Origin of the sequence: Sphingomonas sp. CL5.1, from assembly GCF_013344685.1 — a bacterium.
In the GTDB taxonomy this organism is placed as follows: domain Bacteria; phylum Pseudomonadota; class Alphaproteobacteria; order Sphingomonadales; family Sphingomonadaceae; genus Sphingomonas.
On record NZ_CP050137.1, the window covers coordinates 2,607,822 to 2,621,231 of the forward strand.

The following is a 13,410-nucleotide window of genomic DNA, read 5'->3' on the forward strand; positions in this document are numbered from 1 at the left end:
CCCCTTCATTGCCATCTCCGCTGCTTGGCTAGGGCGCTTTCGTCCGCTCTGCCAAGGGGAAAATAATTATTGCACGTCGTGCATGATTTTGTCAAAGATGCACGGCGTGCAGAAAAATTGAGTCGGGGAAGCCAATCAGCCCGAGCACGTATCAAACGGGGAGAAACAGCCTTGCGGAAGATCGTTCTTCGGCCGGTCATGCTGGCCATTCTTGGGACCGCTGTCACACCGCTTTGCGCGCAGGACGCGCAGGCGCAGGAGGGACAGGCGCAGGCGACATTGCCCGATATCGTCGTGACCGCGCAGAAGCGCGAGCAGTCGTTGCAAAACGTTCCGATTGCCGTTTCCGCGCTCAGCGGGGCGGATCTGCGCAACTCGGGCGTTATCGGGATGCAATCGGCGACGATGCTGGTGCCGTCGCTGGCCGTTGTCCAGAGCGACAGCATGATCGCGCAGAGCTATCGCCTGCGCGGGATCGGCTCGGACGCCAATATTCCGACCTTCGAGCCCGATGTCGGCCTGTTCATCGACGGAGTTTACATGCCGCGATCGGGCCTTGGCGTTGACGATCTGGTCGATGTCGCACGGCTCGAGGTGCTGAAGGGGCCGCAATCCACCCTTTACGGCAAGAACGTGACGGCCGGTGTCGTCAATATCGTCACCGAGGGACCGTCGCATTCGCTCGAAGGGCATGTCGATGCCAGCCTGTCGACCCTCCATGGCGGCCGCGATGCGCTCGCCGGGCGGCTCGCCGGCTCGATCTCCGGGCCGTTATCGGATTCCGTTCGCGTGCGGGTGTCGGGCGTGTGGTATGATCAGGGTGCGACGACGCGCAATTTGATCACCAGCGCCGGCAACACGAACGACATGAAGCGCTATGTCGTGCGCGGACAGGTCGAGGTCGACCTGTCCGCGCAGACGCGCCTGCTGCTGACCGCCGCCCGCGCCAAGGTCTATGATACGCGCGGTATCGATCCCGGCCTGTATCTGGGGCCGACCGCCACCTATCTCGACACGGCGCTGGGCCCAATGTTCGGGGTCAAGCCCTGTCCCAACAATAACCCCAGCAACCGCATCATCTGCAGCGACGCCCCGGCGCGTGCGTCGAGCGAGAACAACATACTCTCGGCGACGCTGACCTCCAGCCTCGGCCGGAATACGCTGACCGCGATCACCGCCTGGTCGAACTACAAGTCGCTCAGCATCGAGGACGATATCGACCAGTTGCAGATCCCCGTGGCCGCTCAGCATGACCTGCAAAAGGGCAAGATCTTCTCGCAGGAGGTGCGTCTGGCTTCGCCGAGCGGCGGCCCCGTGGAATGGATGGTCGGCGGTTATTATCTGCACAGCAGTTTCGAGCGAGGGGATCGCGGCCGTACGCCGTCCTTCATTCTCGGACCCGCGGCCGCTTACATTCCGCTCGACGCCAGCCTGCCCGACACGGTTGTCCTGGGGCAGAATGGCGACCGCGGTTTCTTCGATTCCCGCGCCAGGTCGGACTATGGGGCAGTCTTCGGCCAGACGACCCTCAAGGTCGTGGACGGATTGTCGCTCACCGCCGGTCTCAGATGGCAGACCGAAACCAAGAAAGCGTCGCTGCACAATAGTTTCGACGTGACACCCAATCCGGCGCTGATCGGCACCGGCTATGAATATATCAACCTGCTCACGGCCGTCCTTTCATCGTCCGCCGGTGACGGCGACTACCGCCACCACACCGACGGCTTCACCTGGACGCTCACCGCCGACTACAAGCCGAGCGAGCATACGATGCTCTATGCCACCTGGGCGCGTGGCAGCAAATCGGGCGGCTTCAACATCGGTTATGGGAGCGCGCCACGCGAGGCGCGGCCGTTCGGCGACGAAAGGGTCGATAATTTCGAGGCCGGGGCGAAATTCGATTTCGCCCAGAAACGCGGCCGCGTGGCGCTCGCGGCTTTCCATACCGTCTATCACAATTATCAGAACGCGGGCTTTGTAGGCCTCCAGTTCCTCGTCAACAATGCCGAACAAGTCACGGTGAACGGGGTCGAGGCGGATGCCAGCTTCGCGGTCGCCAAGGGGCTGACCCTCAATGCTGGTGGGACCTGGCTCGATGCGCATTACGACAGCTACCTCGCCGGCGCATGCTATTTCGGTCGCACGCCGGACAGCCTGCCAGTGGGCGGCGTTTTCACCGCCTGCGACCTGTCAGGCAGTCGGCTCCCCTATACCGCGCGGTTCAAGGCCACCGCGGGCCTCAACTTCGAACGGCCGACCAGTTTTGGCGCGATCTACAGCCGCCTCGACGGCAGCTGGTCGTCGCGGGTGCTGACCGACGCCACGCTCGATCCGGGCCATGTCCAGAAGCCCTATGCGCTCGTCAACCTGCGAGTGGGGGCGCGGTTCGACGGCGGGTTCGATCTGTCGGTCTGGTCGAACAATCTGTTCAACCAGACCGTGATCCTGATCGACGGCACGCACAATCTGGTCAGCGACGGATCCTTCCAGCGCTATCTCGGGGCACCGCGCGAAATCGGCGTGACGCTGCGCAAGACATTCTGACGACGCAAGATGTTTGCGAGGAAATCGACATGAAGATGATCATCCGCTTGGGGCTCCGTCTCGCCTGCCTGTTGCTTCCGATAATGCTGGGCTCTGTCCCAGCGGCTGCGAAAGATAGCTATCAGACCGTCAACGGCCTCACCTATTTCGTGCGCGACAGCGGCGGGAGCGGAAGTGTCGTGCTGATGCTGCATGGACAGCCGGACGATTGCACCGTCTGGGACGCCCAGGTCGCCGCGCTGTCAAAGGCGGGCTATCGCGTCATCTGCCCCGATCTGGTCGGTTATGGCAAATCCGATAAACCCGAGGCGCTTGATCGCTATCGGACGGCCTCGGTCGCAGCCGATCTCGACAAGATATTGAACCAGTTGCAGATTCGCCAAAGCGTCCATGTCGTCGCGCACGATTGGGGCGTCGCGGTCGCCAACGATCTTTATTACGGCGTGCCGGGGCGCGTGAAATCGCTGGCGCTGCTCGCGGTCGGCCATCCGGGCCAATATGGCGAGGAATCGTTGACCTTCGAAAACAGCCGCTGGAACTGGTTCATCCTGCTTCAGGGGCATCCGCGCGCGGCAGAACTGTATCGGGCCAACAACGGCGCGTTCATGCGCCGGACCGTGCTGCGCTCGCATCCGCGGATCGATTCGGTGATCGCGCGACTGCTCCAGCCCGGCGCGGTTGAATCCATGCTGCGCTGGGATTTGGCGAACCCGGTCATCGAGTTCTACATCGCTGCCAACAAGGGCGAGCTTCAGGCGCTGCCCAAATATACCGTCCCCGTTCTCGGCATTGCAGCCACGGGCGACGAATATCTGTGGCTGTCGCAGATGAAGAACACCCGCGAGCGGGTCGCCGGTCGGTTCGACTATATGGAGATCAAGGGCGGCACCCACTGGATGATGATCGATCATGCCGCCGAGGTGTCCGCGCGGCTGCTCAGCTGGTTCGCCAGCCAGTCCTCCCCGACGGCGGGAAAGGACAAAAAATGACAATGGACCGTCGCACATTCACCAGCCTTGGGGCGCTCGGCGCCGCGTCGCTCGCGGCGACCCCTTTATTGTCCGGCTGCAAACAACACACCGGCGACGTGATGGACATCCTGATCATCGGTGCCGGTCTCTCGGGTCTCGCCGCGGGATGGGAGCTGAAGAAGGGCGGGTTCAAGAACTTCAAGGTGCTTGAGGCGCGCGATCGGGTCGGTGGCCGCACCTTGAACCAGGTCGTGAATGACGCGCCGGTCGAATCCGGCGCCACCTGGATCGGACCCGGCCAGACCGCGATCTATAACCTGTGCCGCGAACTCGGCATCGACACGTTCCACGCGCATTGGTCGGGCGACGCGCAGCTTGTCGAAGGCGGCGTGGTGCACCGACTGTCGGGCGATCTCGGGCCGCCGATCCAGAACCCGGCATTGCTCGCCAAGCTCGAAACGCTGGCAAAGACGGTGCCGGTCGAAGCGCCGTGGACCGCGCCGAACGCCGCCGCGCTCGACGCGAAAACCTTCGGCCAGTTCCTGCTCGACGAAGGGATGCCGCAGGAGGAGTTTCACGTCTTCAACCTGTTCGCCGCCCAGACCTTCGGCGCGCGGCCGGATCAGCTCTCCTTGCTGTTCGTGCTGCATTATATCCACGCCGCGGGCAGCTACACATTGCTCGAAAGCATGGATGGCGGCGCGCAGCAGGACCGGATCGTCGGCGGATCGCAGGCACCATCATTGGCGCTGCGCGACCGGCTGGGCCAGGCCGTGCGGCTGGGTAGCCCGGTCACCAAGATCAGCAACTGGAACGACCATGGCTCCGTCCGTGTCGAGACGTCCGAGGGGGTGGTCGAGGCGCGCCGCGTGATCCTGGCGCTGAGCCCGTCGCAGGCGGGAGAGATCAAGTTCGATCCGCCGCTGCCTGCGGCACGGCAGGCGATTCTGGATGGCTGGCCGCGCGGCGGCTCCGGCTTCACGATGCATTTCGGCTACCACCGGCCTTTCTGGCGCGACGCTGGCCTGTCCGGGCTCGCGGTGGAATTGCTCGGCGACATCTCGATGCTGATCGCCGACCTGTCGCCGCCCGACGGGTCGACCGGCATCATCAAGACGCTCGGGCTGGCCGGCATCGGCGGTCCGCCCGAAGCGCGCAAGGAAGCGGCCCTCAAAACGTTGGTCAAATGCTTCGGGCCGGAAGCCGCGACGCCCACCGAATGGGTGTTTCAGGACTGGTCGAAGGAACGCTACACGCGTGGCTGCGTCTCGCCGATCGGCCCGGGGTTCCTGAGCAAGGTCCGGGTCGGTCTGGGCGCACCCACCGGCGCATTGCATTGGGCGGGGACCGAAACCTCGACGATCTGGATGGGCTATATGGACGGTGCGGTGCGCGCCGGCCGTCGCGCCGCGGTCGAGGCGCTTGGCACGCTGGTGGGGCGCTCCTGATGACCGGGACAGATATGCAGAATGGCCGGCGGCTGGCTGCATGGGCGGCGCTGATGGCGGCGGTGCTCGCCATTGTCAATATAGTGCTCACGCTGGTGGCGCTTGGCGGCGACACGGCCCTGTTGTTTGATCCCGCGAGGATGCTCGCCCTGCCAACGCGCATGATCGATCTGTATCGGACCGCGATGGTGCTGGACAGTTTCAGCTACTATCTGCCGATGCTGCCGATCGGCGCCTATCTGTGGGCGAGGCTGCGCGGCGACGGCGGGCCGGCCGTGGATGCCGCCATACTGGCGCTCGTGATCTACGTCATCATGGGGATCGCCGGAACGTCGATACAGATCGTCACCCTGCCGCTACTCGCAGCCGCACATGGCAGTGCCGATCCGGTGATCCGGGCCGGGAGCGAGGCGGCTTGGCGCGTCACGGTCGAGATCGCGCAACACGCCCTGTGGTGGATGGAGGGGCCAACATTCGCCTTCTGGGCGATCGTGACCGGTGCAGCGATGCAAACGCAGGGCCTGCGCTTCGGCCGCTTCCTGATGGCGATGGGCGCGGCCTATGCGCTCTACTTCATCACTGCCCTCCTGTGGCCGGGCACCCTGGCCGAACTGGCGGAGCTCGTCGCCGTTCTCCCGGTCCCTGTGTGGTTGCTCCTGCTCGGGATCGACCTGTGGCAGGGGCGGACGCAATGAGGCTAGCTCTCCTGGCATTGTTGGCGCTGGCGGGATGCGCGCAGAAACCCGATCCTTATGCCGCGGTGGCGCCGATCATCGCGAAACATTGCTTCGCCTGCCATGCCAGCCACCCGACGCATGCCGGCTTCGACGCGCCGCCCGTTGGCGTCGCGTTCGACAGCCCCGCGGATGTCCGCAAGCACGCTGCCCGGATCAAGGTGCTGGCAGTGACGACCGACGTGATGCCACTCAGCAACGAGACGCGCATGACCAGAGCCGAACGGGAGGCTCTTGGGCGATGGATAGATGCCGGCGCACCTATCGGCGAGTAGCCATGACGGAGCTTCCCGCACTCAATCGCAATCCGGAGGGACGATCACAATGAAACCTTTGACGGCGTTGATCGCGCTCCTGGTGTTTACGGTGGCAACGACGTCACCCGTCCTCGCCGGCACGATCGAGAAGGCGACGGTTGAACGCGCCTCGGCCGATAAGGTGGTCGTCCGCTGGAGCGACATCGATCCCGTCGACGTCTTCCAGTCCGATCAGCCGGATTCGACCATCACCGAGGCCGCGCTCGTGTCAGCCAGGGATCGCGGCGGGAGCTATGAAGCGGCCTCCGCCTCGCGGTCGGGCAGGCTTTTCTTCCTGCTCAGGGACAGCCGGACCGGAAACGTCCTGCGGGTTGCCGAGCGTGCCTTGCCGCTTGAGCGGGGCTCCAACTTCCGTGATCTCGGAGGCTACGCCACGCGCGATGGCAAGCACGTCCACTGGGGCATGATCTACCGCACTGGCGGCCAGGCTATGCTCACGGATTCGGATGTGAAGCGTCTCCAAGCCTTGGGGATCGCCAATCTCGTCGATCTTCAATCGGACGAGGAACGCATCCTCGCGCCGACACGGCTCGATGGCATAGCCTACAACGCGGTCGGTTATTCGATCAGCAAGCTGATGTCGCCGGCGCCGGGCGGTGGCTACGCGATGCCGCATATGGAAGCGATCTACCGGACCTTCCCGACCCTGCTCACGCCCCAGATCAGGATCGTCTTCCGCAAGCTGCTCTCAAGGGAAGGCCCGCTGGCCTATAATTGTTCGGCGGGCCAGGATCGTACCGGGTTCATGACGGCCCTCGTCCTCAGTGCGCTCGGCGTCCCGCGCGAAACGATCTATACCGACTATGCGCTCTCGACCGCCAATCGGCGGCCACGATGGGAACTGCCGCCCATCTCCGAAGCGATGGCCGCGAGTAGCCCGGTCGCGGCCATGCTGGCCAAGGTCCAGCACGATCCGGCCGGCGACAAGCCGGAGCCGCTGATCTCGGACGATGGCGTGCCGCTGCTCGCTTACGCCCTTGCCGAAATCGAGGCGCGCTGGGGGTCCATTGACGCCTATCTTGAGCGTGAAATCGGGCTCAGCACACAGGACATCGCCACACTGCGCGCGACATATCTCGAATGATGCGTGGCGCGCTTGATACGGAAGCACCCCCACGCCGCTGGTCTGGCAATTCCCTCCTGTGGATCGAATAACGAGGTTGAACCATGTCTATCGCAATCAAACTGCGGCCCTGGTGGTTCACCGCGCTGACAGCCGCATATCTTCTCACGGGCACCACCATCGCGACCGGGCAGGTGTATCAGTCGCCGGTTGATGCGACGCCAGCCACGGCGAAACCCTTCGCCGACGCAGCGGATAGCTTTCGCTTCGCCATTGTCTCGGATCGTACCGGCGGCGCCCGGCCCGGCGTGTTTGAGCGCGCGATCGACGAACTGAACCTCTTGCGGCCAGAATTCGTAATCAGCGTCGGCGATCTGGTCGAGGGCTATATGAAAGACCCGGCGGTTCTCGCCCGGCAGTGGCGCGAGTTTGATGATATGATCGCGCGGCTCGACATGCGTTTCTTTCAGGTCGCAGGCAATCACGATCTCAGCAACGAGACCATGCTGGCCAATTGGAAGAAGCGCGCCGGCAGCCCCTATTATTCATTCGTCTACAAGGATGTGCTGTTCCTCGTCCTCGACACGGACGATCCGCCGATATCATCACACAATATCCTGTCGCGCCTGTTCTCCGAGCCCGGCACGGTCGCGGAGATGGAGCAATTGCTCGAATCCGACCCCCAACGCGCCGACAAGCTGATCACGGCGCAGATCGAGAAGCTCAAGATGCCGGCTGACGAGGTCATTCCGGCGACCATTTCGGAGAAGCAGGCGGATTGGGCGCGCCAGACCCTCGAAGCCCATCGCGACGCCCGCTGGACAATCGTGCTGATGCACAAGCCTGCCTGGCTTTACCGGAACAGCAACAGCCATTTTACCGCGATCCAGTCCGCGCTCGCCGGTCGGCCTTACACCGTGTTTGCGGGGCACGAGCATTATTATCAGCACGAGATGATCGATGGTCATGACTACTTCCGCCTCGGTACGACGGGTGGAGATTGGATGCGCAAGGGGCCGGGTTCGGTCGACCACATCGCTTGGGTAACGGTCGACAAAAATGGTCCACGCGTTGCGAATATCCGCGTGGACGGGGTGTTTGGTGCCGAGGGTCCAACGGATAACTCGGATGCAAGCGGCAGTAATTGATAACGTATTGATGATTCCCGAAGCTCCGAATCGATTCGCAACAGATCTTCAAGGTGATCTGAAATTAATTTAGAAGAATATGGATAAAAATTTGATCACGAGAAGGATATTTTTTCCAAAATATCGATGGCAAGGATGCCATGTTCGCTCATTTTAATAGTAAGATCGGTTACATGATCGGTCTACTCGTGATTGTAATGCTTGACGGACCTCACGGCAGTGTCGGAAACATTTTTCATTCCCTCCTTGTTCTTCGTACTCGTGGTGCTGGGTGCGATCGCAAGATTGACCCGTTTCTCGATTTTCGTATTCGGGGCGATGCGCTGCGCGTCATGCGTCTCTCGCGCAAGGCACTTGCCGCGCTTGGGGGCGCCGCCAGTCTCGGCATCGGCGGCTCGCTCTATTGTAAATAGGCGTCCAACCGGGACGCCCTTATCGGCGTCGAACAGGGACCCCCTTTCGATTGGGGGCGTGACGATGAGGAGCGATCCGCTCGCGCTGGTTGCGGCGTAGGGCGGCATAGCCCGACCGGAGGCGCAACCAGCGCGAGGCGTCCTGATCGACTGCCCGGATCTCAGCTGCGGTGCTTGAGGCGCCAGCTGTCGTTGCCGGTCTCGACGATGTCGCAGTGGTGGGTGAACCGCTGGATCGCGCTGCGGAAATGACTGCGCGCGCAAAGCGATGGGGTAGATAAGCGGAGCGTTGGTCTGACGCCGTTTCAGGCCCATACTCAGGACGCGTGACCCGATCCGAGCGAAGGCAGCTAATAGACGGGGCTGCTGGCGACCTAAATGTCTTACTTGGGGCGCGAGGCAGATCGTCCGCTCGGTGCGATTCGAACGGCTGCTTCTGTCACAAGCGGCCATTCACAGTTTGATGCACGAATGTCCGGGTCTGGTCGTGAACCGCCGGTGAGCTTAATTCTCACGATCTACCGGCGGAATGTCGAATCCCACTTCGCGCCGCAGTCGCGGCCCGACCTCCATCCGCTTGGTGAGGCTATCGACAAACCGAGACCACCTTTCCCTTCCCATCGCCTGGGCTGTCGCCTGGACTGTGTCGGGGAGAGGTGGCGTGCTGGTGAGCCAGAAGCGGACGAACAGGGCGAGAGTCTCGTTCGAAAGGTCCAGATTCCACGCCGCGCGATCGAGCTGACGCGAGAGGTGGTCGAGGCGCCGGGCGAGCGCGGCTTCGAGCCGCTCGGCGCCGTCGGGCGACAGGAAGGATTCCAGCGCCGCCTCGACCACTGCCGTCTGCGAGGCGCGCCGCGCACGGGCATGGTCGGCGAGCCGCCGGGTGAGATCGGCCGGCAGGCGGATGGTATATTTGATGCGCGGATTCGTCATAGCTCGATCCCATCATCCGGATCGAGCGCGGCGCGCCGGGCATTGCCCGACATCGTACGGTCGGCCGCCCGGCGAAGCTGGTTTGCTTCTTCGTCGGGATGCGGCGCATCGAAATCGAATTCTCCCTCCGGCGCTTTCGCGGGTGGTGCGATATCCTCGTGGCGTTCAAGCGCCGGATCCTGCCGGATGCCGCCATTGGCGTTGTCGGTTGCGGTTTCCGTGGCGGCTTCGCTGGTATCGCCGTTATCGGCATCCGGCGGTGCATCCGCCTGCGGCGGCGGAGCAGCTTCCGGCGCTGGTGCAGGCGGGGGCGGTGCCGGAACCGGGTCGAGGCTGGTCCAATCATCGTTGGGCAGATGTGCCGCGTGGGTCGCCGGTGCCTTGGGTGGCGGGAGGATGCGCGCCCGGAACTGCGGATCGACATAATAGCGCGCCTTGGTTCCCCGGATCGGCGCGAGGCCCGACACCATGATGATCTCGTCATTGGCGGGAAGCTGCATGACCTCGCCCGGCGTGAGCAGCGGCCGCGACGTCTCGGTCCGCGACACCATGAGGTGACCAAGCCACGGGCTGAGGCGATGCCCGGCATAATTCTTCATCGCGCGCAGCTCGGTCGCGGTCCCCAACGCATCGGAAAGCCGTTTGGCGGTGCGCTCGTCGTTGGTGGTGAAGCTCACCCGGACGTGACAATTGTCGAGGATCGAGTTGTTCTGCCCATAGGCCTTGTCGACCTGGTTGAGGCTCTGGGCGATCAACATCGCCTTGAGGCCATAGCCCGCCATGAAGGCGAGAGCAGCCTCGAAGAAGTCGAGCCGTCCGAGCGCCGGAAATTCGTCGAGCACCATCAGCACGCGATGCCGATTGCCCTTGGGAGTGAGTTCCTCGGTCAATCGGCGACCGATCTGGTTGAGGATCAGGCGGATGAGCGGCTTGGTCCGGCTGATGTCGGACGGCGGGATGACGAGATAGAGCGACACGGCCTGCGGTCCCTTGACGAGATCGGCGATGCGCCAGTCGCAGCGCCGGGTAACATGGGCGATGACGGGATCGCGATAGAGGCCCAGGAACGACATGGCGGTCGACAGCACGCCCGACCGTTCGTTGTCCGACTTGTTGAGCAACTCGCGGGCGGCCGAGGCGACGACCGGATGGACCTTGCCGTCGCCGAGATGCGGGGTGGTCATCATCGCGCGCAAGGTCGTCTCGATCGGCCGGCGCGGGTCCGAGAGGAACGCGGCGACGCCGGCGAGCGTCTTGTCGGCTTCGGCGTAGAGGACATGGAGGATCGAGCCGACCAGCAAGGCATGGCTGGTCTTTTCCCAGTGATTGCGCTTCTCGAGGCTGCCTTCGGGGTCGACCAGCACGTCGGCGACGTTCTGCGCGTCGCGCACCTCCCACTCGCCCTTGCGGATTTCGAGCAGCGGATTGTACGCCGCCGATGCCGGGTTGGTCGGATCGAACAGCAGCACGCGTCCGTGCAGCGCGCGGAAGCCGGCGGTGAGCTGCCAGTTCTCGCCCTTGATGTCGTGGACGATGCAGCTCTCCGGCCAGGTGAGCAGGGTCGGCACGACGAGGCCGACGCCCTTGCCGCTCCTGGTCGGGGCAAAGCACAGAATATGCTCCGGCCCGTCATGGCGCAGATAATGCGGTTCGAGCCGTCCGAGCACCACGCCGCGATCGCCAAGCATCCCGGCCTTGCGCACCTCGTCTTCCGTGGCCCAGCGCGCCGAGCCGTAGGTTTCGGCCTTCTTCGCCTCGCGGGCGCGCCACACCGACATGGCGATCGCGATGACGATGGCGAGGATGCCGCCGGACGCCGCGATGAACGCGCCGGTGACGAAGATCTCCGGGGCATAGGCATCATAGCCGAACCACCACCAGAAAAAGGCCGGCGGCGGATAGATCGGCCAGTCGCCCAGCATGAACCACGGCGCGCCGAGTTCGGGCTGATAGGCGAGCGCGTGGGCGGTCCATTGGGTTGCGCCCCAGATCGCGCCGAGCACGACCGTGAAGACGGTGATGACCTGACCCCACAGGATCTTGGTGGCGTTCATCGCAATTGCTCCTGGTTGGAAGGGAATGACATCACACGCCGAGTCCGCGACCGCGGCCGAGCGTCCAGTCGACGCTGCCGCCGTGGCCCATGGTGCCGATGATGTGCTGGCCGAGATGCTGGTCGAGCGCGGGCCGCCAGGGCACGAGCTGGAAGCCGAGCCCGTTGTCGATCATCGCGAACCGGCCCGAGGCGAGCGTCACGCGTTCACGGTAGATGCCCCTCACATAATCGCCGTTGGCGGAGGGCTGATGGGCAAGCCCGGTGCGCGCGGCGATCGCATCGGCCGCAGCCGTCAGCTCGCGTCCGCGCAAAGTGCCGATCAGATCCTGCGAGAACAGGAAACCGCGTCCGCGCCGCTGCGCGAGCCCTTCGCCTTCGAGATGCCGCGCGCGGGCGTCCATTGCGTCGCGGATCTCGATGCCGAAGCCATTGCCGGTCGCGACGGACTCGCGCGCGATGAGCTGGCGATCGAGCCAGTTGGCGCCCGGCGCGGCGACCTGCGCTTCGAGCGGCAGATCGGACCGGGTCGCGAGCGACTGTCGATCGCGGCCATTCCTGTCCTGCCACGAGCGAAGCTCGACGATCGCACCGGGCCGGGCGTCGCCGGTCATGTCGAGATCGCTGAAGGTGAGATGATGCAGCCGACCGTCGGCGCCGTCGATCACTGCATAGGCCGTGCCGTGCAGCTCGTCGTGCAGGCCGCGTTCGACCAGCCGGCCGATGACCGGATCGGTCGGCGCGCCGTCGTGGAGCGCGAAGGTCGCGGGGTCGGGCGCCAGGCCCTGACCGGACATCGCGCGGTGCATCGTCTTGATGATGTCGGTGCGGATCGAGAGATCGCGCAGCACGCGTTCGGCGTCCGGGCGGATGCTCCACAATGCAGGCCCCAATTTCTCCGCGAGGCCAAGCCGTTCGAGGGTCGCGGTGCGGCCGAGCAGCAGCCGGCGCATCTCGCGATCGTCCCCGCCCGCCGGCCGCAGATCGATCGTGCCGGTGACGTCATCCAGGTGCCGCTGGATCGTCCGGTCGAGGCTGGTCCAGCGCTCGGCATCGACCTCGCGCTCCAGCGCCGAGCGGATGTCGCGGGCGCTGCGCGGACCGAGCTCGACAGTGACGCGATCCTCGGCGCGGCCGCGCATCCCCTCGCGGATATAGTCGCGATCAATAACGAGATCGCTGCCGTCGTCAGCGACGCCGCGGACCAGGACGTGGATGTGCGGATTGTCAGTGTTCCAGTGATCGACCGCGACCCAGTCGAGATCGGTGTCGAGATCGGCCGCCATGTCGCGCATCAGCTCGCGGGTGAAGGCGCGCAGGTCGGCCATGTCGCCGGCATCCTCGGGGCTGACGATGAAGCGGAAATGGTGCCGGTCGTCGTCGCATCGTTCGGCGAAGGCGGCGCCGTCGGCGTGCTCGGACCGTGCATCGAACAGATCGGCATCGCGCCCGTCGCGGGTGACGCCATCACGCTTCAGATAGGCGATGTGGCGCGCGAGCGGGGCGGCGCGAAACCGCATCCCCTCGTGCCGGACGACGCGCGCCTTGATGACGACGCGCCGGTTCGCGTTCCGCCCGGTCGTGCGGAGCCGCGCGATGCGGCCGCGTCCGCGATGGCCGGTGCCCCGGCCGGTGGTGGGGCCGCGCCGGGTGTAGCCCGCCTTCGCCGCAGCCCGCCGGACCTGTGCCGCGAGGCTCTGGGCCTTCCGCCCGCTACCGGTCCCTGAATCCCTGCTCTTTCCGGGCCGAACCAGGAAATCATCGTCGTTCCGGCTCATAAGCGGCC

Annotated in this window: 11 protein-coding genes; 8 read left to right on the forward strand and 3 right to left on the reverse strand. The window is 64.5% G+C overall.

The genetic code is table 11. From position 1 onward, the window contains the following. The first annotated feature begins 171 nt into the window (after positions 1 to 171). The 8 genes from F9288_RS12620 (at position 172) to F9288_RS12655 (ending at position 8,638) form a co-directional block, all read left to right on the forward strand. Complete coding sequence (locus F9288_RS12620) at positions 172 to 2,544, forward strand: TonB-dependent receptor (RefSeq protein WP_174837114.1); 2,373 nt, start codon at positions 172 to 174, stop codon at positions 2,542 to 2,544. 29 nt (positions 2,545 to 2,573) lie between these two features. Then, positions 2,574 to 3,533: an alpha/beta fold hydrolase gene (locus tag F9288_RS12625; RefSeq protein WP_174837115.1), complete on the forward strand. Its 960-nt coding sequence runs from the start codon at positions 2,574 to 2,576 to the stop codon at positions 3,531 to 3,533. A gap of 2 nt (positions 3,534 to 3,535) precedes the next feature. Continuing rightward, positions 3,536 to 4,963, forward strand: coding sequence for an FAD-dependent oxidoreductase (locus F9288_RS12630; protein WP_174837116.1), 1,428 nt, complete (start codon positions 3,536 to 3,538; stop codon positions 4,961 to 4,963). Beyond that, a complete protein-coding gene (locus F9288_RS12635; RefSeq protein ID WP_174837117.1) occupies positions 4,963 to 5,658 on the forward strand; it encodes a hypothetical protein in 696 nt (231 codons plus the stop codon). The genes F9288_RS12630 and F9288_RS12635 overlap by 1 nt, the downstream gene beginning before the upstream one ends. Next, positions 5,655 to 5,972 (forward strand): hypothetical protein, encoded by a 318-nt coding sequence (locus tag F9288_RS12640; protein ID WP_174837118.1) that lies wholly within the window; start codon positions 5,655 to 5,657, stop codon positions 5,970 to 5,972. The genes F9288_RS12635 and F9288_RS12640 overlap by 4 nt, the downstream gene beginning before the upstream one ends. A 49-nt stretch (positions 5,973 to 6,021) precedes the next feature. Further along, the gene (locus F9288_RS12645; RefSeq protein ID WP_174837119.1) at positions 6,022 to 7,098 is read left to right on the forward strand and encodes a tyrosine-protein phosphatase; all 1,077 of its coding nucleotides are present in this window, start codon (positions 6,022 to 6,024) and stop codon (positions 7,096 to 7,098) included. 83 nt (positions 7,099 to 7,181) lie between these two features. Then, entirely contained in the window at positions 7,182 to 8,225 is a 1,044-nt protein-coding gene (locus tag F9288_RS12650; RefSeq protein WP_174837120.1) for a metallophosphoesterase, read from the forward strand. Between the two features lie 140 nt (positions 8,226 to 8,365). Then, positions 8,366 to 8,638, forward strand: coding sequence for a hypothetical protein (locus F9288_RS12655; protein WP_174834735.1), 273 nt, complete (start codon positions 8,366 to 8,368; stop codon positions 8,636 to 8,638). A 504-nt stretch (positions 8,639 to 9,142) separates the two neighbouring features. Here the strand turns inward: F9288_RS12655 and F9288_RS12660 are convergent. Genes F9288_RS12660 through F9288_RS12670 form a run of 3 tightly spaced genes read right to left on the reverse strand, consistent with a single transcriptional unit; the run spans position 9,143 to position 13,402 of the window. Continuing rightward, positions 9,143 to 9,571, reverse strand: a complete 429-nt coding sequence (locus tag F9288_RS12660; protein WP_174837121.1) for a ribbon-helix-helix protein, CopG family — start codon at positions 9,569 to 9,571, stop codon at positions 9,143 to 9,145. Further along, entirely contained in the window at positions 9,568 to 11,625 is a 2,058-nt protein-coding gene (locus F9288_RS12665; RefSeq protein WP_174837122.1) for a conjugal transfer protein TraG, read from the reverse strand. Before F9288_RS12665 ends, F9288_RS12660 begins: the two co-directional genes overlap by 4 nt. Before the next feature lie 31 nt (positions 11,626 to 11,656). Continuing rightward, entirely contained in the window at positions 11,657 to 13,402 is a 1,746-nt protein-coding gene (locus F9288_RS12670) for a DUF3363 domain-containing protein (RefSeq protein ID WP_174837123.1), read from the reverse strand. Positions 13,403 to 13,410 lie beyond the last annotated feature (8 nt).

What these genes read in the sequence shown, in the direction of transcription:
- F9288_RS12625 (WP_174837115.1), top strand. Translation starts at nt 2,574, where the DNA reads ATGAAGATGATCATCCGCTTGGGGCTCCGTCTCGCCTGCCTGTTGCTT.
- F9288_RS12630 (WP_174837116.1), top strand. Translation starts at nt 3,536, where the DNA reads ATGGACCGTCGCACATTCACCAGCCTTGGGGCGCTCGGCGCCGCGTCG.
- F9288_RS12635 (WP_174837117.1), top strand. Translation starts at nt 4,963, where the DNA reads ATGACCGGGACAGATATGCAGAATGGCCGGCGGCTGGCTGCATGGGCG.
- F9288_RS12640 (WP_174837118.1), top strand. Translation starts at nt 5,655, where the DNA reads ATGAGGCTAGCTCTCCTGGCATTGTTGGCGCTGGCGGGATGCGCGCAG.
- F9288_RS12645 (WP_174837119.1), top strand. Translation starts at nt 6,022, where the DNA reads ATGAAACCTTTGACGGCGTTGATCGCGCTCCTGGTGTTTACGGTGGCA.
- F9288_RS12650 (WP_174837120.1), top strand. Translation starts at nt 7,182, where the DNA reads ATGTCTATCGCAATCAAACTGCGGCCCTGGTGGTTCACCGCGCTGACA.
- F9288_RS12655 (WP_174834735.1), top strand. Translation starts at nt 8,366, where the DNA reads ATGTTCGCTCATTTTAATAGTAAGATCGGTTACATGATCGGTCTACTC.
- F9288_RS12660 (WP_174837121.1), bottom strand. Translation starts at nt 9,571, where the DNA reads ATGACGAATCCGCGCATCAAATATACCATCCGCCTGCCGGCCGATCTC.
- F9288_RS12665 (WP_174837122.1), bottom strand. Translation starts at nt 11,625, where the DNA reads ATGAACGCCACCAAGATCCTGTGGGGTCAGGTCATCACCGTCTTCACG.
- F9288_RS12670 (WP_174837123.1), bottom strand. Translation starts at nt 13,402, where the DNA reads ATGAGCCGGAACGACGATGATTTCCTGGTTCGGCCCGGAAAGAGCAGG.